Annotated in this window: 24 protein-coding genes and 2 pseudogenes; 23 read left to right on the top strand and 3 right to left on the bottom strand. The window is 30.2% G+C overall.

The genetic code is table 11. The annotated features are described in order from the left end of the window. Positions 1 to 126: 126 nt before the first annotated feature. The 20 genes and pseudogenes from PG913_RS12515 to atpG all read left to right on the top strand — a co-directional run. A pseudogene (locus tag PG913_RS12515) lies at positions 127 to 1,237 on the top strand (PSP1 domain-containing protein); the annotation flags it as partial. A gap of 690 nt (positions 1,238 to 1,927) precedes the next feature. Next, complete coding sequence (locus PG913_RS12510) at positions 1,928 to 2,413, top strand: gliding motility lipoprotein GldH (RefSeq protein WP_271231007.1); 486 nt, start codon at positions 1,928 to 1,930, stop codon at positions 2,411 to 2,413. A 2-nt stretch (positions 2,414 to 2,415) separates the two neighbouring features. Then, on the top strand, positions 2,416 to 4,710 hold the full coding sequence (locus tag PG913_RS12505) for a transglycosylase domain-containing protein (RefSeq protein ID WP_271231006.1): 2,295 nt from the start codon (positions 2,416 to 2,418) through the stop codon (positions 4,708 to 4,710). A gap of 59 nt (positions 4,711 to 4,769) precedes the next feature. After that, the gene (locus PG913_RS12500) at positions 4,770 to 5,471 is read left to right on the top strand and encodes a CoA transferase subunit A (RefSeq protein ID WP_271231005.1); all 702 of its coding nucleotides are present in this window, start codon (positions 4,770 to 4,772) and stop codon (positions 5,469 to 5,471) included. Positions 5,472 to 5,474: 3 nt separating this feature from the next. After that, positions 5,475 to 6,131: a 3-oxoacid CoA-transferase subunit B gene (locus PG913_RS12495; protein WP_232120524.1), complete on the top strand. Its 657-nt coding sequence runs from the start codon at positions 5,475 to 5,477 to the stop codon at positions 6,129 to 6,131. A 1-nt stretch (position 6,132) separates the two neighbouring features. Beyond that, on the top strand, positions 6,133 to 6,360 hold the full coding sequence (locus PG913_RS12490) for a hypothetical protein (RefSeq protein WP_271231004.1): 228 nt from the start codon (positions 6,133 to 6,135) through the stop codon (positions 6,358 to 6,360). Next, complete coding sequence (locus PG913_RS12485; RefSeq protein ID WP_271231003.1) at positions 6,360 to 7,121, top strand: exodeoxyribonuclease III; 762 nt, start codon at positions 6,360 to 6,362, stop codon at positions 7,119 to 7,121. The genes PG913_RS12490 and PG913_RS12485 overlap by 1 nt, the downstream gene beginning before the upstream one ends. A 7-nt stretch (positions 7,122 to 7,128) precedes the next feature. Beyond that, on the top strand, positions 7,129 to 8,670 hold the full coding sequence (locus PG913_RS12480; RefSeq protein ID WP_271231002.1) for a lytic transglycosylase domain-containing protein: 1,542 nt from the start codon (positions 7,129 to 7,131) through the stop codon (positions 8,668 to 8,670). 71 nt (positions 8,671 to 8,741) lie between these two features. Continuing rightward, a complete protein-coding gene (locus PG913_RS12475; RefSeq protein WP_271231001.1) occupies positions 8,742 to 9,728 on the top strand; it encodes a DUF4837 family protein in 987 nt (328 codons plus the stop codon). A 384-nt stretch (positions 9,729 to 10,112) separates the two neighbouring features. Beyond that, entirely contained in the window at positions 10,113 to 11,348 is a 1,236-nt protein-coding gene (gene porW, locus PG913_RS13050; protein WP_271231000.1) for a type IX secretion system periplasmic lipoprotein PorW/SprE, read from the top strand. A gap of 62 nt (positions 11,349 to 11,410) precedes the next feature. Next, on the top strand, positions 11,411 to 12,337 hold the full coding sequence (gene porW / locus PG913_RS12465; protein ID WP_271230999.1) for a type IX secretion system periplasmic lipoprotein PorW/SprE: 927 nt from the start codon (positions 11,411 to 11,413) through the stop codon (positions 12,335 to 12,337). Positions 12,338 to 12,353: 16 nt separating this feature from the next. Beyond that, entirely contained in the window at positions 12,354 to 12,758 is a 405-nt protein-coding gene (locus PG913_RS12460) for a bactofilin family protein (RefSeq protein WP_271230998.1), read from the top strand. Beyond that, positions 12,727 to 12,948: an AtpZ/AtpI family protein gene (locus PG913_RS12455; RefSeq protein WP_271230997.1), complete on the top strand. Its 222-nt coding sequence runs from the start codon at positions 12,727 to 12,729 to the stop codon at positions 12,946 to 12,948. Before PG913_RS12460 ends, PG913_RS12455 begins: the two co-directional genes overlap by 32 nt. 2 nt (positions 12,949 to 12,950) lie before the next feature. After that, entirely contained in the window at positions 12,951 to 13,331 is a 381-nt protein-coding gene (locus PG913_RS12450; protein ID WP_271230996.1) for a DUF6168 family protein, read from the top strand. Positions 13,332 to 13,469: 138 nt separating this feature from the next. Then, positions 13,470 to 14,594 carry a F0F1 ATP synthase subunit A gene (gene atpB, locus PG913_RS12445; RefSeq protein WP_271230995.1) on the top strand — a complete coding sequence of 375 codons (1,125 nt, stop codon included), beginning with the start codon at positions 13,470 to 13,472 and terminating at the stop codon, positions 14,592 to 14,594. Positions 14,595 to 14,636: 42 nt separating this feature from the next. Beyond that, positions 14,637 to 14,828, top strand: coding sequence for an ATP synthase F0 subunit C (gene atpE, locus PG913_RS12440; protein ID WP_058886136.1), 192 nt, complete (start codon positions 14,637 to 14,639; stop codon positions 14,826 to 14,828). Between the two features lie 89 nt (positions 14,829 to 14,917). Further along, a complete protein-coding gene (locus PG913_RS12435) occupies positions 14,918 to 15,415 on the top strand; it encodes a F0F1 ATP synthase subunit B (protein ID WP_271230994.1) in 498 nt (165 codons plus the stop codon). A gap of 7 nt (positions 15,416 to 15,422) precedes the next feature. After that, positions 15,423 to 15,980, top strand: a complete 558-nt coding sequence (gene atpH / locus PG913_RS12430; protein ID WP_271230993.1) for an ATP synthase F1 subunit delta — start codon at positions 15,423 to 15,425, stop codon at positions 15,978 to 15,980. Between the two features lie 21 nt (positions 15,981 to 16,001). Beyond that, on the top strand, positions 16,002 to 17,582 hold the full coding sequence (atpA, locus tag PG913_RS12425) for a F0F1 ATP synthase subunit alpha (RefSeq protein ID WP_271230992.1): 1,581 nt from the start codon (positions 16,002 to 16,004) through the stop codon (positions 17,580 to 17,582). Positions 17,583 to 17,656: 74 nt separating this feature from the next. Next, positions 17,657 to 18,518: pseudogene (gene atpG, locus PG913_RS12420) on the top strand (ATP synthase F1 subunit gamma). A 185-nt stretch (positions 18,519 to 18,703) separates the two neighbouring features. Here atpG and dxs read toward each other — a convergent pair. After that, positions 18,704 to 20,476, bottom strand: a complete 1,773-nt coding sequence (gene dxs, locus PG913_RS12415) for a 1-deoxy-D-xylulose-5-phosphate synthase (protein WP_271230991.1) — start codon at positions 20,474 to 20,476, stop codon at positions 18,704 to 18,706. 39 nt (positions 20,477 to 20,515) lie between these two features. On the opposite strand from dxs, the gene rsmI reads away from it, so the two are divergent. Next, positions 20,516 to 21,187 (top strand): 16S rRNA (cytidine(1402)-2'-O)-methyltransferase, encoded by a 672-nt coding sequence (gene rsmI / locus PG913_RS12410; RefSeq protein WP_271230990.1) that lies wholly within the window; start codon positions 20,516 to 20,518, stop codon positions 21,185 to 21,187. Between the two features lie 20 nt (positions 21,188 to 21,207). Here rsmI and PG913_RS12405 read toward each other — a convergent pair whose 3' ends face one another. Continuing rightward, the gene (locus PG913_RS12405) at positions 21,208 to 21,489 is read right to left on the bottom strand and encodes a carboxypeptidase-like regulatory domain-containing protein (protein ID WP_271230989.1); all 282 of its coding nucleotides are present in this window, start codon (positions 21,487 to 21,489) and stop codon (positions 21,208 to 21,210) included. Between the two features lie 66 nt (positions 21,490 to 21,555). Continuing rightward, positions 21,556 to 22,302, bottom strand: coding sequence for an energy transducer TonB (locus PG913_RS12400; RefSeq protein ID WP_271230988.1), 747 nt, complete (start codon positions 22,300 to 22,302; stop codon positions 21,556 to 21,558). Positions 22,303 to 22,466: 164 nt separating this feature from the next. On the opposite strand from PG913_RS12400, the gene PG913_RS12395 reads away from it, so the two are divergent. Together PG913_RS12395 and PG913_RS12390 are read left to right on the top strand one after the other, a co-directional pair. After that, positions 22,467 to 22,820 (top strand): NAD(P)-dependent oxidoreductase, encoded by a 354-nt coding sequence (locus PG913_RS12395; protein WP_271230987.1) that lies wholly within the window; start codon positions 22,467 to 22,469, stop codon positions 22,818 to 22,820. Next, positions 22,820 to 23,635, top strand: a complete 816-nt coding sequence (locus PG913_RS12390; RefSeq protein WP_271230986.1) for a hypothetical protein — start codon at positions 22,820 to 22,822, stop codon at positions 23,633 to 23,635. The genes PG913_RS12395 and PG913_RS12390 overlap by 1 nt, the downstream gene beginning before the upstream one ends. Positions 23,636 to 23,778 lie beyond the last annotated feature (143 nt).

Genomic DNA, 23,778 nt, shown 5'->3' with positions numbered 1-23,778 from the left:
GTATCTTTACTGATTAAGGAAAGTTATGATAATAAATTTTATCTAACTGAAGATTAATCATAAAAAAGCGTTTTTTGATACTGGGTTAAATCAGATTTAAAAAATGCTTCTAAAATATATAATTATATGAGTTGTAACAGTTGTTCAACTAGTAAAGACGGAGTTCCTGGAGGATGTAAGAGTAATGGAAATTGTGCCAGTGGTACTTGTGGAAGCGGAAATAAATTGGCTGTTTTTGATTGGTTATCGAATATGACTTTGCCAACAGGCGAAGCATCATTTAATATTTATGAAGTTCGATTTAAAAACGGACGTAAACATTTTTTTAAAAATACCGAAAAATTAACCATTTCGATGGGAGATGTTGTGGCAGTTGAAGGATCATCTGGACATGATATCGGTATTGTAGCATTAGCAGGAGAACTTGTAAAAGTTCAAATGAAAAAACGTAAAATTACTGCAGATAGTGAAGATGTAAAAAAAATATACAGAAAAGCATCGCAAAAAGATATTGATATTTGGCATACAGCCAGAGATAGAGAGCAAGAAACACAGCGAAAAGGACGAGAAATAATTAGTCGTTTAGAGCTGAAAATGAAACTTTCTGATGTAGAATATCAAGGAGATGGTACAAAAGCTACTTTTTATTATACAGCCGATGAACGTGTAGATTTTCGTCAGTTAATTAGAGATTTAGCAGGAACTTTTTCTATACGTGTAGAAATGAAACAAGTTGGTATGCGTCAAGAAGCAGCTCGTTTAGGAGGTGTTGGTTCTTGTGGTAGAGAATTATGTTGCTCTACTTGGTTAACAGACTTTAGAAAAGTAAATACTGCAGCAGCAAGATATCAACAATTATCGTTAAATCCGCTAAAATTAGCAGGACAATGTGGTAAATTAAAATGTTGTTTAAATTTTGAATTAGATACGTATTTAGATGCTTTAAAAAGTTTCCCGAAGCAAGATAAAATACTTAAAACTGAAAAAGGAGATGCTGTTTTTGTAAAGATGGATATTTTTAAAAAAATAGTTTGGTATACTTATAAAGAAGAAAGTTTTAAGTGGTTTAGATTATCGTTAGAACAAGTACAAGAAATTATTATTTTGAATCAAAATAATGAACTTGCTTTACCTTTAGATGAGTATGAGTTAGAGATAACTGTACAGCCAATTGTTGATTTTGAAAATGTAGTAGGTCAAGATAGTTTAACCCGTTTTGATACACCTAAGAAATCTCGTAATAATTCGAGGTCAAAATCAAGAAAATCAGTAGCAAAAAAAGGAGGTAATTTACCAGTAAAAATACAACCAAACAAAAGACCTCAAAGAGCATCTGCTAATAAAAGAGAAGGTAATTCAATTGTTAAAACACAGCCAAATAAAAGACCTCAAAGAGCACCTGATAATAAAAGAGAAGGTAATTCAATTGTTAAAACACAGCCAAATAAAAGACCTCAAAGAGCACCTGATAATAAAAGAGAAGGTAATTCAATTGTTAAAACACAGCCAAATAAAAGACCTCAAAGAGCACCTACTAATAAAAGAGAAGGTAATTCAATTGTTAAAACACAGCCAAATAAAAGACCTCAAAGAGCACCTGCTAATAAAAGAGAAGGAAATCAGCCAATAGAAGGTCAACCTAAAAGAAGACCTCAAAGAGCACCTGTTAATAAAAGAGAAGGAAATCAGCCAGTAGAAGGTCAACCTAAAAGAAGACCTCAAAGAGCACCTGCTAATAAAAAAGAGGGAAATCAGTCAGTAGAAGGTCAACCAAAACGAAGACCTCAAAGAACTCCCGAAAAAAGAGCTGTAAAAAATAATATTGATGAAAAAACTGTGGATACTAGAAAACCTATGTCAAAAGTATCCTCTAAAATAAAAAGTCCTGAAACATCAAAAGAGCCTACTAAAAATAACGATACAAAAAATGAAAAGGAATAATATAGTTATATTTTTTTTAGCTGTCTTTGCAATCATATCTTGTGATTCAAAGAGTGTTTATGATGCGTATATTACGTTACCAGAAGGTTCGTGGAATAAAAATAACGCAGTTACATTTATTTTTGATGTGAATGATTCGATAAACAAGAAAAATCTTTTTATAAATCTTAGAAATAATGAAGACTATGCATATAGTAATTTATTTTTGATAACACAATTACGGTTTCCTGATGGGCAGATAGTTATTGATACTTTAGAGTATGATATGGCAGATGTAACAGGTAAGTTTTTAGGTAAAGGAATTTCGGGCATCAAAGAAAATAAACTTTTTTATAAAGAAAATATATTATTTCCAAACACAGGAACATACACTTTTAAGGTTACACAAGCTATGAGAAAAAATGGTAAAATTGAAGGAATTAAAGAACTTGAAGGAATATCTCAAGTTGGATTTAGAATTGAAAAAAGATAATAATGACAGAGCATAAAACAACTAATTTTAGTGGATATATCAAATGTTTTTGGGGTATATTATTAAGTGGATTCCTTTTTGTAGGACTATTATTTTTATTAGCTTCTTTAGGTACTTTTGGTGAATTACCTTCTTTTGAAGAATTAGAAAATCCTAAAAGTGATTTAGCTACAGAAGTTATTTCTTCAGATGGAAAAACATTAGGGAAATATTATGTGAAAGCAAATAGAACACCTATTGAATATAAAGATTTACCTGAGGTTTTAATAAAAGCTTTAGTAGCTACTGAAGATGAACGTTTTTACGAACATTCAGGTATTGATTTTTATGGTACAGCAAGAGCTGTTTCAAATTTAGGTAGAAAAGGAGGTGCAAGTACAATTACTCAGCAATTAGCTAAAAACCTTTTTAATAAAGGTGGATCTAGTAATATATTTAAGCGTCTTTCTCAAAAATTGAAAGAATGGGTAGTTGCTATAAAACTTGAGCGTCAATATACCAAAGCAGAAATTGCAACGATGTATTTAAATACGCAAGGATTTCTTTTTAACGCTACAGGTATTCGTTCGGCAACACGTATTTATTTTGGTAAAGAACCAAAGGAATTAGATATACAAGAAGCTGCTATTTTAGTTGCAATGTTAAAAAACCCTAGACAGTATAATCCGCATAGAGAGCGTTCTAAAAAGAAATCTTTACAGCGTAGGAATGTTGTTTTTGCTCAAATGGCAAAAAATGATATTATTACAGAGAAAGAAAAAGATTCGTTACAAAAATTACCTTTAAAAATAAATTTTACACCAGAAAGTCATAGTGATGGATTGGCAACTTATTTTAGAGAAAATTTAAAACAACGTTTAAAAAAATGGGCAAAAGAAAATCCAAAAGAAAACGGAGAGTTTTATAATATTTATAAAGATGGCTTAAAAATACATGTTACTATTGATTCTCGTATGCAAAGATATGCAGAGGAAGCAAGTAGTGAACACGTGGCTAATTTGCAATCATTTTTCTTTAAAGAACAAAAGAAAAATAAAAATGCGCCTTTTTATGATTTAGAAAAATCTCAAGTTTTAAATATTTTAAAAAGAGGAAAACGAAGCTCAACACGTTATAAACGAATGAAAGCAGCAGGAAAAAGTGAAAAAGAAATTGAAAAATCTTTTAATACTGATACAGATATGCGTGTGTTTTCATGGAAAGGCGATCGTGATACAGTTATGACTCCTTATGATTCTATTCGTTATTATAAGCATTTTTTACGTTCTGGTTTGGTTTCTATTGAACCTCAAACGGGACATATTAAAGCTTGGGTAGGAGGTATCAGTCATAAATATTTTAAATATGACGCAGTAGAACAACAAAAACGTCAAGTAGGTTCTACCTTTAAACCTTTTGTATATGCAACAGCGATTAATCAATTAAAAATGTCGCCTTGTGATAAATTACCTAATATTTTATACACGATTCCAAAGGAAAAATATGGAATGCCAAAAGATTGGACACCTGAAAATGCGAGCAATAAATATGGTGGTGAATTAACATTAAAAGAGGCTTTAGCACGTTCTGTAAACGTAATAACAGCTCGATTGATAGATAAAGTATCACCTGTAAACGTGGCACGTTTAGCTGAATCAGCAGGAATAAAATCAGAAATTGACCCAAATCCATCTATTGCTTTAGGCGCAGTTGATTTATCATTAATAGAAATGGTAAGTGCATATTCAACTTTTGCAAATAAAGGATTACGTGTTAGTCCAATGATGATTACTAGGATTGAAGATAAAAATGGAACTGTTTTAGAAGATTTTGTACCTAAAACAAAAGAAGTTTTAAGTGAAGAATCAGCTTATGTGGTATTAGATTTATTAAAAGGAGTTACACAATCGGGTTCAGGTGCACGATTACGCTCTGGCTGGACTAGAAGAAAAGATGCTACAACAGGTTTTCCTTATAAATTTACGAATCCAATAGCAGGAAAAACAGGAACTACTCAAAATCAATCTGATGGTTGGTTTATGGGAGTTGTTCCTAATTTAGCAACAGGTGTTTGGACAGGTGGTGAAGATAGAGCAACCCATTTTAAAGGAATAGCTTTAGGTCAAGGAGCAACAATGTCATTACCTACTTGGGGATTATTTATGCAAAAATGTTATGCTGATAAAACATTAAATATAAGTAAACAAGATTTTGAAAAACCATCAGAGGAATTAACAATTACTATTAATTGTAATGAAGTAAAAAATAGCGATGATGGTGATGATGATAAAAAAGAAGACGGAGATACTGATTTTTAATTAAAATATTTTTTAGAGAATAAACTAAGAGTTTTTTTAACAGATAACAAATAACTAATATGATAAATAAAAAAGTAAATAGCGTAGAAGATGCACTTGTTGGTGTAAAAAGCGGAATGACTTTTATGTTAGGAGGTTTCGGTTTGTGTGGAATACCAGAAAATGCTATTGCCCAATTAGTGAAATTAAATGTTAGAGAGGTAACATGTATTTCTAATAATGCAGGTGTAGATAATTTTGGCTTAGGTTTATTACTTCAAAATAAACAAATTAAAAAAATGATTTCTTCGTATGTAGGAGAAAATGATGAATTTGAACGTCAAATGCTTTCTGGTGAGTTAGAAGTAGAATTAACGCCTCAAGGAACTTTAGCCGAAAAATGTAGAGCAGCACAAGCAGGTTTTCCTGCATTTTATACTCCTGCAGGTTATGGAACGGAAGTTGCAGAAGGAAAAGAAACTCGTGAATTTGATGGCAAAATGTACGTGTTAGAATCTGCTTTTAAAGCAGATTTTGCCTTTGTAAAAGCATGGAAAGGAGATACAGCAGGTAATTTAATTTTTAAAGGAACTGCTCGTAATTTTAATCCGAATATGTGTGGTGCAGCAACCATAACTATTGCTGAGGTTGAAGAGTTAGTTCCTGCAGGAACACTTGACCCAAATCAAATACATATTCCAGGTATTTTTGTACAGCGTATTTTTCAAGGAGAAAAATATGAAAAAAGAATTGAACAACGAACTGTAACTCCTAAACTGTAAAAAATGGCTTTATCAAAAGAACAAATAGCACAGCGAATAGCAAAAGAATTACAAGATAAATGGTATGTTAATTTAGGAATAGGAATTCCTACGTTAGTAGCTAATTATATTCCTAAAGGAATTGAAGTTGAATTTCAATCGGAAAACGGATTACTAGGAATGGGCGGATTTCCTATCGAAGGAACTGAAGATGCTGATTTAATAAACGCAGGAAAACAAACTGTTACAGTTTTAGATGGTGGATCTATTTTTGATTCAGCTACAAGTTTTGCTATGATCCGTGGAAAACACGTGCAATTAACTGTTTTAGGAGCAATGGAAGTTGCTCAAAATGGAGATATTGCCAATTGGAAAATTCCTGGAAAAATGGTAAAAGGAATGGGCGGAGCAATGGATTTAGTAGCATCGGCAGAAAATATTATTGTAGCAATGATGCACACTAATAAACGTGGTGCTTCTAAAATATTAAAAAAATGTTCTTTGCCTTTAACTGGCGTTGGTTGTGTAACAAAAGTAGTTACAAATTTAGCGGTATTAGAAGTGAAAAATAACGCATTTTATTTATTAGAAAGAGCTCCTGGTGTTTCTGTTGATGAAATAAAAAATGCCACCGAAGCAACTTTAATAGTAGAAGGAGAAATTCCTGAAATGGATATTTAATATGAAGTATTTTAAAAAGTTTTATTTAGCTATTTATCCATTATTAATAGTGTTTTTTATTTTTATGCTAGATAAAGTATTTCTTGTTCAAGAATCTTGGATAAGAATAGGTGTCGCAATTGCTTTAGCTTATGTTTTATCACCAAGAAAAAAAATAATTCAAACACCAACGGGAGACAGAAAACAATTAACATGGATTTTTCTTAAAAACCCTATATTTTTAGATTAATGAAAATAATATCATACAACGTAAACGGAATTAGAGCCGCTTTAAAAAAAGGATTTATCGACTGGTTACAAGCTGAAAATCCTGATGTAATTTGTATTCAAGAAACCAAAGCTCATAAAGAACAGTTAGATGTAACGGATTTTGAAAATGCAGGATATCCGTATCATTATTGGTTTTCAGCACAAAAAAAAGGCTATTCATCTGTCGCAATTTTTTGTAAAGAAAAACCAAATCATATTGAATATGGAACAGGAATTGAAAGCATGGATTTTGAAGGAAGAAATTTGCGTGTAGATTTTGATGAAGTTTCTGTAATGAGTTTATATCTTCCGTCAGGAACAAATTCTGAACGCTTGAATTTTAAATTAAATTATATGGATGAATTTCAAGAATACATCAATAATTTAAAACAAGAAATTCCAAATTTAGTTATTTGTGGCGATTATAATATTTGTCGTGAAGCTATCGATATTCATAATCCGAAAATGAAAGGTGTTTCTGGGTTTTTACCTGAAGAAAGAACTTGGTTTAGTGAGTTTATAAAAACGGGATTTACAGATAGTTTTCGATTTTTAAATCCTGAAAAACAAGAATATTCTTGGTGGAGTTATCGAGCAAATTCGAGAGCAAACAATAAAGGTTGGCGTTTAGATTATGCAATGGTTGCTGAACCTTTGAAAGATAAAATATCAAGAGCTTACATTTTACCAGAAGCAAAACATTCTGACCATTGCCCGATTGTTGTTGAATTAAACTTATAAATCAAACATGAAAAATTTACTAATACTACTTTTTTTTACGGTATCAATCTTTGCACAAGAACCTGTTGATAGTGTTTTTGTTCCTGTAGAAAATACAGCAATTGCGATTGATTCTAGTTTTATAGCAACAGATTCTATAGTAAAAGATACTATCAAAATAAAAAAGATTTATGCTTGTTTTTCAGATGCAGATTTGAGAAAAGTAGATAGTTTATTGATTCAGAAAAAATTCAATGCATCATCATTTGATAGTATTCAATATGTAATTGATGATAAAGATATTATTGGTAATACAACATTAATGCTTTCTACGGATTTATTAAAAACACGCTTGAATGATTTGAATTTAAAAACACCATTTCATTTAGCTTACAATCCATCTTTAGAAAAAGTAATTAATAGTTATTTAAAATATCGAACAAAATATTATCCTGCTTTAATGGCAAAGGCACAATATTATTTTCCGATGTTTGAACAGTATTTAGATCAGTTTGATGTTCCGTTAGAAATGAAATATTTAGCGATTGTAGAATCTGCTTTACGCCCTGCGGCTCGTTCTAGAGTAGGCGCAACAGGTTTATGGCAATTTATGTATGGAACAGGAGTTGAGTTTGATTTAAAAGTAAATTCATATGTTGATGAACGTCAAAACCCAGTAAAAGCAACAATTGCAGCGTGTAAATATTTAAGTCATTTACATAAAATTTTTGGCGATTGGGATTTAGCCTTGGCAGCTTATAATTCAGGACCTGGAAATGTTTCAAAAGCAATAAAACGTTCTGGAGGTTATCGAAATTATTGGAATATTCGTCCGTATTTGCCTCGTGAAACAGCAAGTTATGTTCCTGCATTTTATGCAACCATGTATATTTTTGAATATGCTGATGCACATAATATTTATCCTGAACCACCAAATATTTATCATTTTGAAACAGATACAATTCAAGTAAAAAGAACGGTTACTTTTGATCAGATTTCAGCAAAAACAAATATTGATACAGATTTATTATCGTTTTTAAATCCATCGTATAAATTAGATGTGATTCCTTATGTAAAAGATAAAAATTATGCAGTTCGTTTGCCTCGAAAAAACATGATTGACTTTTTAGATAAAGAAGAAGATATTTATGTGCTAGCAAATGAAGAAGATGGAAAAAGAGAAAAGCCATTAACCAAGTATTTTGAGACAGATAAACGTACACGCTACAAAGTACAAAATGGTGATTATTTAGGGAAAATAGCAAATAAATTTGGGGTAAAAGTAAGCCAAATTAAGCGTTGGAACGGAATACGAAATCATCGTTTGAAAATAGGACAATCTTTAGTTATTTATCCGAAGAAATTAGTTGCTCAAAAAAAAGTATCAAGAAAAAAACATAAACTTCCAAAAGGACCACATAAGATATATGTTGTTAAAAGTGGAGATTCATTATGGACAATATCAAAAAAATTCCCATCTGTTTCTATTGACCAAATTAAAAAGTGGAACAATATTTGGAGTGTAAAAAAACTAAAATTAGGAATGAAACTTAAAATTTTTAAAGGCTAGTATTTTAAAAAAAAAATCATTCTAAAACTTACTATATAACATATTTTTAAAAGTTATAAAAACTACAAATTATGAAAAAAATAATAGGCTTGCTTTTTTTGATGTTTTTAATGATATCATGCAAAACAGGTAATGAAGGCTACATTTTACCAACATCTAACGGTAACACCAATAAAATAATGGTGGTTGTAAAAGGAGAAGATTGGCAAGGTAAAATAGGTAATCAAATACGTACCGTGTTTGGTGAGCATCAAGTAGGATTGCCACAGCCAGAAACATTATTGTCGGTTAGCCAAATAGATCCTAGTGGTTTTAGTAGTTTTATGCGACATGGAAAAGCTGTTTTAATTATCAAAAAAGGAGCTAAAGAAAGTATTACTGTTGAAAAAGATAGATATGCACAACCTCAAATTATAGTACATGCTACGGCTAAGAACGAAGCTGGTATTTTAAATATGTTAGATAAAAGAGGTAAAGAGATTATTCAATTATTTAAAGATGAGGATGTTAGGTTTACACAGCGAATCTTTAAAAAAGAACGTATCGATGAAACAGGATTTAAAACAATTAAAAATATTGGATTAACTATTGATATTCCTAAGCGATTCAGATTGGTAGAAGATTCTGGAGATTTTATCTGGTTTCGTCAGCATTTAAGAAGCGGTATTGCTCGAGGAGATGGTACGAATAATGTTTTAATTTATACGATTCCTTTAGTTGATGAAAATACAGTTGCTGATAATATTACAGCAGTACGTGATACTATTGGTAAAAAACACATACCAGGAAGTAAAGAAGGTATGTATATGATTACCGAACAAGCATACACACCTTTTACTTTTGATGCTATAATTGATGGTAAAAAAGCATATGAAACTCGTGGGAAATGGGAAGTTAAAAATGATTTTATGGCAGGACCATTTGTTAATTATACTATAATTGATAAGAAAAATAATCGTTTGGTTATTTTTGAAGGATTCACTTATGCACCTTCTGTAAATAAACGTGATTTTTTGTTTGAATTAGAAGCAATCGCAAAATCAATGAAAATAAAATAATTATAGTTTAAATAATAATATTCAAAAAGCATCAATTTTAAATTGATGCTTTTTTTGATTTTAAAAATAGATAAACAACTATATCTAATAGTTAAAATTAGAGTAAAAATGCCTAGCCCCGATTGAAGCATTTGTTTGAGCTCTTTGGCTTTTTTTAGCCAGAAGCGAGTGCGGAAAGCGGGAAATTGCTTCAAATTATTTTTCTTATGTTTTTTCTGATAAAAAATTATACTTATAATTATATGAGCTTTTAACGTGAAATAATTATTTGATGGTGTATAAATTTAATAAGGTAACTGAAAGTTATCTTTTTATTGCTATTTTTACGCTTTTACGTACAATAAAATTATGAATATACTTGTTGTACAGTAAAAGCGTAACTATATGAATAAACTATCGAAATTTTTAGTTTTTAATCTGATTTTAGCTACAATATACTCTTGTAGTGTGAAAAAAGATGCGTTTTTAAATCGAAACTTTCACGCACTTACTACAAAATATAACATACTTTTTAACGGTGAACAAGCTTATTTGAAAGGATTAGAAGATGTTGAAAGTAAGCATAAAGATAATTTTTGGAAACGTTTAGAAATAGAACCTATTACTTTTGATGAAAATCAAATTTCAGCACCTGTTTTACAACTAGGTTCTGGTTTTGATGAAAACGAAGAAGAAGAGGTTGAAGTTTTAACAATGTTTGATAGAGCCGAAGAAAAAGCCGTAAAAGCGATTCAGAAGCATTCAATGAATATAAACGGATATGAAAAAAATCGTCAAATTGATGACGCTTATTTATTATTAGGGAAATCAAGATACTATACTCAACGTTTTATTCCTGCAATTGAAGCTTTTAATTATATTATCGCAAATTATCCAAACGCTAGTTTGATAAATGAAACAAAAGTTTGGCGTGCTAAAACAAATATTCGTTTAGATAATGAAAAATTAGCCATAGAATCGCTAAAATTTTTATTAGAAGTTGAAGAAAATGAAGCCGAACTTCCTGATGGAGTAAGAGAACAAGCACATACTGCTATGGCAATGGCGTATCAAAAAACAGATACCATTCAAAAAGTAATTCAGCATTTAACAGCAGCATCAAAAATATTTAAAAATAAAGAGCAATCTGGACGTAATATGTTTGTTTTAGGGCAAATTTATAGCGAATTAAATTACAGAGATTCTGCTCGTGTTGTATTCAATAAGTTAGCAAATACTAAAAAAGCACCTTATAAATATCGTATTCGTGCAAGTGTCGAAATGGCAAAAAATACAGAAAATGATTCTGCATCGATTGTTGTTTTAGCAAAGTTGAAAAAACTAATCAGAAATTCTGATAATCGTAAGTTTTTGAATGCACTTTATTATCAGGCAGGAGTTTTAGAAATAGGACGAAACAAAACAGATAATGCGATTGAGTATTTTAAAAAATCATTAAACGCTAAGCATAACAATGATTATCAAAAAACATATGCCTATGAACGTTTAGGAAATATTGCTTTTGATAAAGAAAAATATGTGCTAGCTGGTTCTTATTACGATAGTGTTTTAACTGTTACTTCTAAAGAATTTACTCAAGAAAAAGAATTAGAAGAATCCGAAGAAAAAATAAAGGATTAACAACTTTAAGAAAATACGAAAGTCTTGTTAAAAATAATGACAGTATTCTTAAGTTAGTTGCTATGACAGCGACTGAGAGAACTTCTTTTTTTGAAACTTATATCGAAAAAATTAAAAAAGAAGATGAAGAGAAAAAACAACTATTATTAAATGCACAAAATTTTGGTAGCTCTTTTGGAACTGGAAAAGCTATTAATAATGGTAGTAATAAAGGGAAATGGTATTTTTATAATTCGCAAGCTTTAGGTTTTGGAAAAGAAGCTTTTCAGAATACATGGGGTATGCGTCCGTTAGAAGATAATTGGCGATTATCAGATAAATCAACAACAATAATTGAAGAGGTTGATGAAGACTCAACCGAACCTGTAGTTAATTTACGTTACGAATTATCGACTTATTTAGACGAAATCCCTACGGATGAAAAAATAATTACAACATTAAAAGAAGATCGTAATGATGCTTTATATCAGTTAGGGTTAATTTATAAAGAGCAGTTTAAAAATAGTAATCTTGCTATTAAAAATTTAGAACGATTACAAAAAGAACAACAAAATAATACATTAGAACTACCGATAAGTTATCATTTATATCAAATATATAGTGAAATAAACGATATGGCTAAAGCGAATGAATACAAAAGTGTAATTTTAACTAAGTATTCTGAAACAACATTTGCGGAAATCATAAGAAATCCGACTAGAAAATTAACAGAAAATAAAAAAGAAGATGCTGTTTTAGATAAGTACAAAGAAATATACTATCTATATAAAGAACAAAAATACGAAGCTGTTGTAAAAGATATTGATGTTTTTCTATCAACAATTAAAGAATCTGAATTAACACCTAAACTTGTACTTTTAAAAGCATTGTCTTTAGGAAAGTATAAAGATAAAGAAACTTATAGGAAAGCATTAGAATTTGTGGCCATTCGTTATGCGAATAAAGCTGAAGGTGTTAAAGCAAAAGAAATATTAGATAGAATAAAATAAAAAAAATATTGTTAGTATGTTTAGTAAAGAAAGTAAAAAAACAAGCGAAGCTAAAGTTTCAGAAAGAAATGTTATAGGTACAAACACTCAAATAAAGGGTGATATTATTTCAGAAGGAGACTTTAGAATTGATGGAACTTTAGAAGGAACTATAAAAACCAATGGAAGAGTTATTATTGGTGCGGCAGGTTTTATTAAAGGAAAAGTAGAATGTGCAAATGCAGATATTGAAGGTAAGTTTTCAGGAGATTTAGTTGTTTCAAATACATTAACTGTAAAAGCAGCTGCTAATATTAATGGAGATGTTATTACGGGTAAGCTTTCGGTAGAGCCAGGAGCATCATTTAATGCAACTTGTGCAATGAAAGGTGCGGTAAAAGAATTAAATAATGGACAAAAACAAAAAGAAAAAACCGCTTAGTAAATATATTCGGTTTACAAGTATTGCTTTTCAAATGGGATTAACTATTTATTTGGGTAACAAACTCGGTGAATGGCTAGATACTCAGTATGTAAATGAAAATCAATTATATACTAAAATTTGCACATTGGTCGCTGTTTTTGGGGCTATGTTTTCTGTAATATTACAAGTTTCAAAATTATCTAAGTAAAAATGATTAAACGTATTTTATATTTTATTATCACTGTTCTTGTATTATTTGCAGTGAGTTATATTTCTCATAATTATATTTTAAATATGCTAGGAGATAGTATATCATACTCATTACTATCAGTATATTTATTTCATGTAATAAGTACATGTATTGTTTACGTTTTATTAGAACTTCTAGTAAGTCAAATGCCAAATGAAGCAGGATATGGGTACTTAGCTTCTATGCTTTTAAAAATAGGTTTTTTTGTATTAATCTTTCAAGCAGATGTGTTTACAGATGTACAGCTTACTAAGCCAGAAAAGGTTTCGTTAGTTATTCCGTTATTTATATTTTTGATAACAGAAGCAGCAGGTGTTTTTAAGTTATTAAACACTAAGTAGTTTGCTTTTTTAAACGTAGTTTTAACACTAGGTTAAATTTGTAACAAAACTAAGTTTAAAAACGGTTTGTAGTTTTAATTAAATATGTACCTTTGCACGGAAATTTACAGACCTTAAACCTTTATTCAAATTTAAGATATGATGATAGCAAAAAAATCTATCAAGTTTTTAACAATACTTGCATTAGTTTTTACATCATTTTCAGTTTCAGCTGAAAATGGAGATACTACTTTACAAGATGATGGTGGCCGTGTAAACACAAAGGCAGAAATTGAAGCTTATAAGAAACATCACTTAGCAGATTCACATGATTTTACTTTGTTTTCATACACAAATGATAAAAACGAAAGAAAACACGTAGGTGTTCCTTTACCTATAATTGTTTGGACAAGTAAAGGATTAAGAACTTTTATGTCTTCAGCTTTTCATCATAATGATGATGGTCACGTAGTTGTTCCAGCAGATGGAGTACAGTTAACTAAAATACACAGTAAAATATATGAGTTAAACGAAGGAGAAACTGCTGTTTCTTTTGATGAAGCTCACCGTGCTACAAATGCTCATAAAGCATTAGATTTTTCTATAACAAAAAGTGTTGTAGGGATGCTTTTAGTAGGTTTATTAATGATTTTCGGATTTAGATCTTTAGCTAAAGGATACAAAAAAGGAGCAATACCAACAGGTTTTGCAAGAGTTTTAGAGCCTTTAGTATTATATGTTAGAGATGAAATAGCAAGACCAAATATTGGTGAAAAGCATTACCGTAAATTTATGGGGTTCTTATTAACTGTTTTCTTTTTTATATGGGTTTCAAACTTATTAGGTTTAACTCCATTAGGATTTAACATTACAGGACAATTAGCTGTAACAGTTTGTTTAGCTCTTTTTACCTTTTTTATAGTACAGTTTTCAGCAAATAAAGATTATTGGAAACATATTTTTTGGATGCCAGGAGTACCTGTAGCTATGAAATTTATTTTAGCACCTATCGAATTTTTAGGGATTTTAACGAAGCCTTTTTCTTTATTTGTGCGTTTATTTGCCAATATTACTGCAGGTCACTCAGTAGTAATGGGTATTGCCGCTTTAATGATTATATTAAAAGCGAAGTTTGGAACAGCAGGTGCAACAGGTGTATCTGTATTTTTAACGTTGTTTTTAACGTTAATCGAAGTGTTAGTAGCCTTCTTACAAGCCTATATTTTTACAATGTTATCTTCATTGTTTATTGGTATGGCTGTAGAAGAACACGATCACCATTAGTAAAATGAAATTTTTTGTTTAATTTAATATAAATCAATTATTATGACAGGTCTTACTTTAATAGGAGCAGGTTTAATCGTAATCGGAGCAGGATTAGGATTAGGGAAAATCGGTAGTAGCGCAATGGAAGCTATCGCACGTCAACCTGAAGCTGCTGGAAAAATCCAAACAGCAATGATTATTATTGGAGCATTATTAGAAGGTTTAGCATTCGGTGCTTTACTTTTAGGATAATCTTCCAGAAATTAAAAAGAAACACTATCTGCAACGGTTGGTTGCAGATGTGTTTTATTAAACAATAAAAAAATACAAAATAAATTAGTATGGGAATTTTTAATGATTTTTCAATAGGATTATTTGTCATGCAGGCTTTTATCTTATTAATATTAATCTTTTTAATGGTAAAGTTTGCTTGGAAGCCAATCTTATCTGCATTAAATGACAGAGAAGAAGGTATCCAAAATGCATTAGATCAAGCTGAAAATGCTCGTAAAGAAATGCAAAATTTACAAGCTGATAACGATAGGTTATTTAAAGAAGCACGTGCCGAAAGAGATGCAATGATGCAAGAAGCTCGTGATATTAAAGAAAATATTGTAGCAGAAGCAAAAGAAGAAGCACAAGCACAAACTTCTAGCATGATAGAAAATGCTAAAGCAACAATAAAGCAAGAACAACAAGCTGCTATTTCTGAATTAAAGAAAACAGTAACTGATTTATCTTTAGATATTGCTCAGCAGTTAGTGAAAAAAGAGTTAACTTCACCAGCAGATCATTTAAAGCTAGTTGAAGGAATGTTAGAAGAGATTACTTTAAACTAATCAATCGATGAAAGGATCTAGACCAGCATTACGTTACGCAAAAGCAATATTAAATCTTGCTAAAGAAACTAATAAAGATTCTTTAGTTAACGATAACATGAAGTTAATCGCAAGTACTATTGCCGAAAGTAGCGATTTAAACAGAATGCTTAAAAGCCCTGTAGTTAAAGCCAATGATAAAAAAACGGTTTTAGTTGCACTTTTTGGAGATAAAGTAGATGCTATCATAACAAATTTATTCAACTTATTAGAAGAGAATAAACGTATGATAATGTTAGAAGCTATTGCAAAGCAATATTCTATTATTTACGATGCCTATAAAGGTGTACAGGTTGCTAAAGTTACCACAGCAGTAGTTTTAACAAAAGAGTTAGAAGATAAAATACAAGCGAAAATTGTTTCTTTAACAGGAAATAGCGCAAGTATAGAAAATATAGTAAATCCGAATATTTTAGGAGGATTTATTTTACGTGTTGGAGATGTGCAGTATGATGCAAGTATTTCTAATCAATTCAAAGAGTTAAGAAGAGAATTTGACAATAGTCATAACATTCCACAAATTTAATTATACATCCAAAGAAATAAGATGGCAGGAATTAAACCAGCTGAAGTTTCAGCAATTTTAAAGGAACAATTAACAAACTTCGAGTCTAAAGCTTCATTAAATGAAGTTGGTACCGTATTACAAGTAGGTGATGGTATTGCTCGTGTTTATGGTTTGTCTAATGTACAATATGGTGAATTAGTAGAATTCGATAACGGATTAGAAGGTATCGTATTAAACTTAGAAGAAGATAATGCAGGTGTTGTATTATTAGGTGCTTCTACATCAGTAAGAGAAGGTTCTGTTGTTAAACGTACAGAAAGAATTGCTTCTTTAAGAGCTGGAGAAGGTATTGTAGGACGTGTTGTAAATACATTAGGTCAGCCAATTGATGGTAAAGGACCTATTGAAGGTAAAACTTACGAAATGCCTTTAGAGCGTAGAGCTCCTGGGGTTATTTATCGTGAGCCTGTAACTGAACCAATGCAAACTGGTATCAAATCTATTGATGCTATGATTCCTGTAGGACGTGGTCAACGTGAGTTAATTATTGGAGACCGTCAAACTGGTAAATCTACAGTTGCTATTGATACAATTTTAAATCAAAAAGAATTTTACGATGCTGGTAACCCAGTATATTGTATATATGTTGCTATTGGTCAAAAAGCATCTACTGTAGCTGCTATTGCCAATGTTTTAGAAGAAAAAGGAGCTTTAGCTTATACTACAATTGTAGCAGCAAATGCATCTGATCCTGCAGCAATGCAAGTATATGCACCATTTGCAGGAGCTGCAATTGGAGAATACTTTAGAGATACTGGTAGACCAGCTTTAATTGTTTATGATGATTTATCTAAACAAGCAGTTGCATACCGTGAGATTTCTTTATTATTAAGAAGACCTCCGGGACGTGAGGCATATCCAGGGGATGTATTTTACTTACACTCAAGATTATTAGAACGTGCTGCAAAGGTTATCAATGATGATAAAATTGCTAGTGAAATGAACGATTTACCAGATTCTTTAAGAGGAGTTGTAAAAGGTGGAGGTTCTTTAACTGCATTACCGATTATTGAAACACAAGCAGGAGATGTATCAGCATATATTCCAACAAACGTAATTTCGATTACTGATGGACAAATTTTCTTAGATGGAGATTTATTTAACTCTGGTGTTCGTCCAGCAATTAACGTAGGTATTTCTGTATCTCGTGTTGGTGGTAACGCTCAGATTAAAGCGATGAAAAAAGTATCTGGTACTTTAAAATTAGATCAAGCACAATATCGTGAATTAGAAGCATTCGCTAAGTTTGGTTCTGATTTAGATGCAGCAACTTTAAATGTGATTTCTAAAGGACAACGTAATGTTGAAATCTTAAAGCAAGCACAAAACGATCCTTATACTGTAGAAGACCAAATTTCAATCATTTATGCAGGTTCTAAAAACTTGTTAAAAGATGTACCGGTAAATAAAGTAAAGGAATTTGAAAGAGATTATATTCAGTATTTAAATGCAAAGCATAGAGATACTTTAAATACTTTAAAAGCAGGTAAATTAACTGATGAAGTAATTGATACTTTAACAGCAGCTGCAAAAGAAATTTCAGCTAAATTTTCAGCTTAATAAAAGACTTTAATATAAAGTATTGAGATTCGCGTCTCAATACTTTATATTTAACACTCAACAGCACTATTCGTATGGCGAACTTAAAAGAAATACGTAACAGAATTACTTCTATTAAATCAACAATGCAGATTACCTCTGCCATTAAAAATGGTATCGGCTGCAAAGTTAAAAAAAGCTCAAGATGCAATTACGGCAATGCGCCCGTATTCATCTAAGCTTACTGAATTATTACAAAGCTTAAGCGCTACTTTAGATAGTGATGCTAGTGGCGTATATTCAACTCAAAAAGAAGTGAAAAATGTATTACTAGTTGTAATTACTTCAAACAGAGGTTTGTGTGGTGGTTTTAACTCTTCTATTGTTAAAAGAACAATAAAAGCTATTGATGAAAATTACAGTGATGTTGCTGTTGATTTGTTAACGATAGGTAAAAAAGGAGACGATATTTTATCAAAACAACACAATATTATTGAAAATAGAAATGATATTTTTGATGATTTAACGTACGATAACGTTGCAGAAGTTGCACAAAAAATAATGGATTTATATGTAGCTGGTTCTTATCAAAAGATACAGCTTGTTTATAATCAATTTAAAAATGCAGCAACTCAAATTCCTCAATTAGAGCAATTTTTACCAATTGAGCCAATAGAAAGTGATGAAACTGTAACATTAGATTATGTTTTTGAACCTTCTAAAGAAGAGATTGTTTTAGAATTGATTCCTAAGTCATTAAAAACACAATTATACAAAGCAATTCGTGATTCATTTGCATCAGAACACGGAGCTCGTATGACTGCAATGCACAAGGCTACTGATAATGCTACTGAATTACGTGATGAGTTATTATTAACGTATAACAAAGCACGTCAGGCAGCTATTACTAACGAAATTTTAGAGATTGTTGGTGGTGCAGAAGCATTAAATAACTAAAAAATTATAGTTGTTATCAACTAAATTTATATAAAAAAAGCGAATCCATTTGGATTCGCTTTTTTAGTTTTTAGAAACTACTGTCATGCTAAATTTATTTCAGCATCGCATGAATAAGAGAACTGTGGGAAATCAGGATGCGAATCTGAAATAAATTCAGATTGACGGATTTGCTTTTTTAGTTTTTATAAGAGTAATTTTTCAATTTTTTCTTGAATACTTTTTATATCAATATTTAATAAAATTTGTAATTCTTCAACTGTTCCGTGGTCTATAAATTTATCAGGAATACCTAAAATATCAATAGTTCCTTTATAATTTTTTTCAGATGCATATTCTAAAATAGCAGAACCAAATCCACCCCTTACAGTTCCGTCTTCTATGGTGATTAGAATATCAAAAGAATTAAAAATAGTATCTAATAATTTTTTATCTAAAGGTTTTACAAATCGCATATCATAATGAGCTACACTGTTGCTATTTTCTAGTTGATTTATGGCTTCAAAAACATTATTTGCTATTGTTCCTACGGATAATATTGCTACTTTATTTCCTTCCTTTAAACAAACACCTTTTCCTATTTGAATTTCTTCAAAAGGAAGTTGCCATTTTTCTAACTTACCTGTACCTCTTGGATAACGAATTGCAATAGGATTTTTTAAACCTAATTGTGCCGTAAACATGATATTTCGAAGTTCGATTTCGTTGCGAGGTGCAAAAATTATCATATTTGGAATTAAGCGTAAATACGCTAAATCAAAAACCCCGTGATGTGTTGCACCATCTTGTCCAACCAAACCAGCTCTGTCTAAACAAAAAATAACGGGTAAATTTTGCAAAGCAACATCATGAATTATTTGATCGTAAGAACGCTGTAAAAAAGTAGAATAAATATTACAAAATGGAATAATTCCTTGAGTTGCCATTCCTGCTGCCAAAGTAACGGCATGTTGTTCGGCAATACCGACATCAAAAGTACGTTCAGGAAATTCGGCTAACATATCGTTTAAAGAACTTCCAGAAAGCATAGCGGGCGTAATACCAACAATTTTTTTATTTTGATGTGCAAGTTCAATAATAGTTTTTCCAAAAAGATCTTGAAACTTTGTGAACTTACTTTTTTCTTTAGGCAATACATCGCCTGAAATTTTATCAAATTTACCTGGAGCATGATATTTTACTTGGTCTTGTTCTGCTTGTCGTAATCCTTTTCCTTTGGTGGTAATTACGTGTAAAAATTTAGGACCTTTTATTTCTTTTAAACGGTCTAATTCTGATAAAATTTCTTCAAAATTATGACCATCAATTGGTCCTGAATATTCAAAATTTAAGGCCTCAAAAATATTATGTTGCTCAATATCCGACCTTGTCGATTTTATGCGTGTTAAATAATCTTTTAAAGCTCCCACCGAAGGGTCAATTCCAATGGCATTATCATTTAAAATCACCAATAAATTAGCATCTGTATCGCCTGCATGATTTAAAGCTTCAAAAGCCATTCCGCTAGCAATAGAAGCATCGCCAATAATAGCAATATGATGTTTATCACTTCCTTGTATTTTAGAGGCAATTGCCATTCCTAAAGCCGCAGAAATAGAAGTTGATGAATGCCCAACGCCAAAAGTATCGTAATTACTTTCGCTTCGTTTAGGGAAACCTGAAATACCGCCTAATTGTCGGTTAGTATGAAAAACATCTTTTCTTCCTGTTAAAATTTTATGTCCGTAGGCTTGATGTCCAACATCCCAAACTAATTGGTCGGTTGGTGTATCGAATAAATAATGCAATGCAATAGTAAGTTCAATAACGCCTAAACTTGCGCCTAAATGACCTTCTTTTGTGGCAATAATATCAATAATAAATTCGCGTAGTTCTTTTGCTAATAAAGGCAATTCATCAGCAGATAATTTCCTTATATCCGAAGGAAAATTAATATTTTTTAACAGCTTTTTTGGCATAGCGCAAATGTACTAAAAACTTTGTTGTAGCTTTGCTGTATGAGCAAATTGTATTTGGTACCAACCCCAATCGGGAATTTAGAAGATATTACGCTAAGAGCACTTAGAATTTTAAAAGAAGTCGATTTTATTTTGGCAGAAGACACACGTACTAGTGGAAAATTGTTAAAACATTTTGAAATTGGAACACAAATGTATAGTCATCATATGCATAACGAACACAAATCTGTTGATGGTGTTTTAAATCGATTAAAAAATGGTGAAACTTGTGCTTTAATTTCTGATGCTGGAACTCCAGCAATTTCTGATCCAGGTTTTTTATTGACCAGAGCCTGTGTCCAACAAAATATTGATGTAGAATGTTTGCCTGGTGCAACTGCTTTTGTGCCTGCTTTAGTAAATTCTGGTTTACCAAATGATAAATTTGTTTTCGAAGGATTTTTACCTGTTAAAAAAGGAAGACAAACCCGTCTAACACTTTTATCCGAAGAAAATAGAACCATGATTTTTTATGAAAGTCCTCATAAATTATTAAAAACATTAGCTCATTTTGGCGAATATTTTGGCGAAGACAGACAAATATCAGTTTCTAGAGAATTGACTAAATTATTCGAAGAAACCAAAAGAGGAACAGTAAAAGAAGTGTTATCATATTATACAGCAAAACCCGCAAAAGGCGAAATTGTTATTGTTGTTGATGGAAAAAAATAGTTGTTTTAATATTAAAACAACTATTTTATTTCTTTTAAAATAATGTTTAATTCTTCCTTTAAATCTGTAATTTTAAGTATTTCTTTTCTGTAACCTTTAGCTGATATTAAGAGGATATAAGGAAGTTTTTTCTTTAAAGTTAAGGTAAAATTACCATTAATATTTGAAGTTGTAGTTGCAGTACTTTGTAGTGAATTAATAATTGCATTAGGAAAAGGGTCTAAGTATTCATCATAAACTTTTCCTTTTAAAGTAATTTGTGCAGATAAAGCAATACTAGAAATTACAAAAAAAAATAACAATATTTTTTTTAACGTACGTTGTTTCAATTAGTTGAGAAAATTAAATGAATTTTTAAACCTTAATTATTAATCTAAAGTTAATGAAATAGGAAAACCATATTTTACAGCAATACGTTTTCCATCTTTTTTTGCAGGAATAAATTGAGGTAATTTAGAAACAATTCTAATAGCTTCTTTATTCAATAAATCACCATATTTATGCACTAGTGTTTTAATATTTTTTACTTCACCATTTTTATCAATAACAAAACTTACCCAAATACCTCCTTTTGTTGGTGAATTAATGGTTTTTTTTGGATATTTAAAATGTTCAGAAATATAATTTATCATGTTTTTATTAAAACAATAAGAGCGTCTTGTTTTTTCTACATTCTTACAAGAATTGAATAGCGGAATATCATCAACATTACTAAATTTAGCAGCATTGTTATATTCTTTTTTAGATAATTTAGTATTAATTTCTGCGATATTAGTTTTTGAAGTAGGTTCTTTTTCAAGAACTAATTTTTGAGTTGTATTTTGAGAGGTTGTTTTAATTTCAGCAATACCAGCTCCTGTTCTCTTAGATATTTGTCTTTTTTTTAAACTTCTCCTAGTTGATGATACTGCAACATTAATTTGTCTTGATTTTTTACTTTTCTTTTTTTCAGATTCTTTAATATCACATTTACTTATGCTAATAGTATTTAAGTCTTCTTCAATTTCATTTGGAGATTTACATACTTTTTGTGCTAATATGTTTATCGATAAAAAAAAGTTAATATTAATAAATTTTTCATAGTGTGGGGTACTAACTTGTAAAGTTAAGTGCAAATATAGGCATTATTTAGACTCAATAAAAATAATATTTTTTAAAAAAAACTAAATAAATAAAAATTAAAGAAGCTTGTATTTAGTAAGGTAATTTAAAAAAAGAGTAACAATTTTAATTAGTAATTATTATTTAAATACATGAAATACTTATCTTTAGTTAAAAAATGACAGAGATAAAGACTATTGGAATTATAGGAATGGGAACAATTGGAACTTCTATCTCTTATATTCTTCAAGAGGCAGGTTTAAATGTTATCGGTTTTAAACATAAAAATAGAAAAAGTGAAGCATATAAAGAGCTTATAAAAAAAGATAAAATAGTAATAATTAATAGTGCCGATAATACTTCTTTTCCTAAAAAAACACCTCTTAAAATACAAATTACTTCATCATTAGAAGAAATTGCAGAAAAAGCTGATTTAATACTTAATTGTTGTCGTTTTCCTCAAAATTCAACGATGTATCAATTTAGTGAAACTGAAAAATCAATCATCAAAAAAAGAATACGCCAATTTTAATGATTCCTGGAAATTTAGGTGCTAATTGGTTAGTTGGTCAGGAAAATATAAAGGTCGGTTTGGTCGGATATTCGCCTGTTTTTGCAACAAGTAAAGTTACAGACGATGGTATTATTGTAAATTTATTAGATTTTAAATCGAGAATACCTTTGGCTTATGATGATTTAGAAACTCGAAAATATTTAATATCTTTTCTTAATAAGCACTTTAAATTTAGAGAAGATAATTTTACTTTTATTGATGGAGGAAATACGCTTAAAACAGCTTTAAGTTCTCCAATTTTATCAATAAACGCAGCGGCTATTTGCGATAATTCTCAAGATCTTATTAATTCAAAAGGAAAAGCGATAACAAAAGAAATTTACGTTTTAAGTGAAACGTATTCTCAATTATTTCAAAAGGTTTTTAATGAACAAATAATGGTTGCTGAACGATTAGAAATGGATAATCTTCAATCTTTAAAAGATTGGTTATCGAATCGTGTAATAAGTATCAAACCTAACAATAGTATTACCGAAATGTTAGGAAATATTTACAAAGGAAAGCAAGTAACTATTTCAGGAAAAGATAGGCGAATAACAGAATCATTTTATGCGTTATTGTTTTTTAAAAGTTTCGCAAATGCAGTTGGTTGTGAAGTTCCTACAACCGAAGAGTTACTTCGTCAAATTATAGCTTTACAATTAAAGTTAAACAACACTAATTTTTCAATAAATAGTAATTTATCAATACAGGCATCAGCAATATCATATGCCGATGATGCAATAAATAAAATAAAAGAAAAAGAAACGGATGTTTATACTGTTTTATACTAAGTTATTTTATCGTTTTTAAATAGTGTTATACCTGTTTTAATTTATAATATGTAAACACATAAATAATCCCTGATTTTATGATATTTAAAATTAGGGTTATCATTTTATACAAACTCTAACAAATGATTTGCTTAGTATTGCTT

The organism is Tenacibaculum pacificus, assembly GCF_027941775.1.
GTDB lineage: Bacteria > Bacteroidota > Bacteroidia > Flavobacteriales > Flavobacteriaceae > Polaribacter > Polaribacter pacificus_A.
The sequence above is the reverse complement of the archived record's forward strand: the minus strand, read 5'-3'. Positions and strand labels throughout refer to the sequence as shown.

Bases quoted from the DNA above. Each gene is read 5' to 3' on its own strand.
- PG913_RS12510 (WP_271231007.1), top strand. From the start codon at position 1,928: ATGAAAAGGAATAATATAGTTATATTTTTTTTAGCTGTCTTTGCAATC.
- PG913_RS12505 (WP_271231006.1), top strand. From the start codon at position 2,416: ATGACAGAGCATAAAACAACTAATTTTAGTGGATATATCAAATGTTTT.
- PG913_RS12500 (WP_271231005.1), top strand. From the start codon at position 4,770: ATGATAAATAAAAAAGTAAATAGCGTAGAAGATGCACTTGTTGGTGTA.
- PG913_RS12495 (WP_232120524.1), top strand. From the start codon at position 5,475: ATGGCTTTATCAAAAGAACAAATAGCACAGCGAATAGCAAAAGAATTA.
- PG913_RS12490 (WP_271231004.1), top strand. From the start codon at position 6,133: ATGAAGTATTTTAAAAAGTTTTATTTAGCTATTTATCCATTATTAATA.
- PG913_RS12485 (WP_271231003.1), top strand. From the start codon at position 6,360: ATGAAAATAATATCATACAACGTAAACGGAATTAGAGCCGCTTTAAAA.
- PG913_RS12480 (WP_271231002.1), top strand. From the start codon at position 7,129: ATGAAAAATTTACTAATACTACTTTTTTTTACGGTATCAATCTTTGCA.
- PG913_RS12475 (WP_271231001.1), top strand. From the start codon at position 8,742: ATGAAAAAAATAATAGGCTTGCTTTTTTTGATGTTTTTAATGATATCA.
- porW (WP_271231000.1), top strand. From the start codon at position 10,113: ATGAATAAACTATCGAAATTTTTAGTTTTTAATCTGATTTTAGCTACA.
- porW (WP_271230999.1), top strand. From the start codon at position 11,411: ATGACAGCGACTGAGAGAACTTCTTTTTTTGAAACTTATATCGAAAAA.
- PG913_RS12460 (WP_271230998.1), top strand. From the start codon at position 12,354: ATGTTTAGTAAAGAAAGTAAAAAAACAAGCGAAGCTAAAGTTTCAGAA.
- PG913_RS12455 (WP_271230997.1), top strand. From the start codon at position 12,727: ATGGACAAAAACAAAAAGAAAAAACCGCTTAGTAAATATATTCGGTTT.
- PG913_RS12450 (WP_271230996.1), top strand. From the start codon at position 12,951: ATGATTAAACGTATTTTATATTTTATTATCACTGTTCTTGTATTATTT.
- atpB (WP_271230995.1), top strand. From the start codon at position 13,470: ATGATGATAGCAAAAAAATCTATCAAGTTTTTAACAATACTTGCATTA.
- atpE (WP_058886136.1), top strand. From the start codon at position 14,637: ATGACAGGTCTTACTTTAATAGGAGCAGGTTTAATCGTAATCGGAGCA.
- PG913_RS12435 (WP_271230994.1), top strand. From the start codon at position 14,918: ATGGGAATTTTTAATGATTTTTCAATAGGATTATTTGTCATGCAGGCT.
- atpH (WP_271230993.1), top strand. From the start codon at position 15,423: ATGAAAGGATCTAGACCAGCATTACGTTACGCAAAAGCAATATTAAAT.
- atpA (WP_271230992.1), top strand. From the start codon at position 16,002: ATGGCAGGAATTAAACCAGCTGAAGTTTCAGCAATTTTAAAGGAACAA.
- dxs (WP_271230991.1), bottom strand. From the start codon at position 20,476: ATGCCAAAAAAGCTGTTAAAAAATATTAATTTTCCTTCGGATATAAGG.
- rsmI (WP_271230990.1), top strand. From the start codon at position 20,516: ATGAGCAAATTGTATTTGGTACCAACCCCAATCGGGAATTTAGAAGAT.
- PG913_RS12395 (WP_271230987.1), top strand. From the start codon at position 22,467: ATGACAGAGATAAAGACTATTGGAATTATAGGAATGGGAACAATTGGA.
- PG913_RS12390 (WP_271230986.1), top strand. From the start codon at position 22,820: ATGATTCCTGGAAATTTAGGTGCTAATTGGTTAGTTGGTCAGGAAAAT.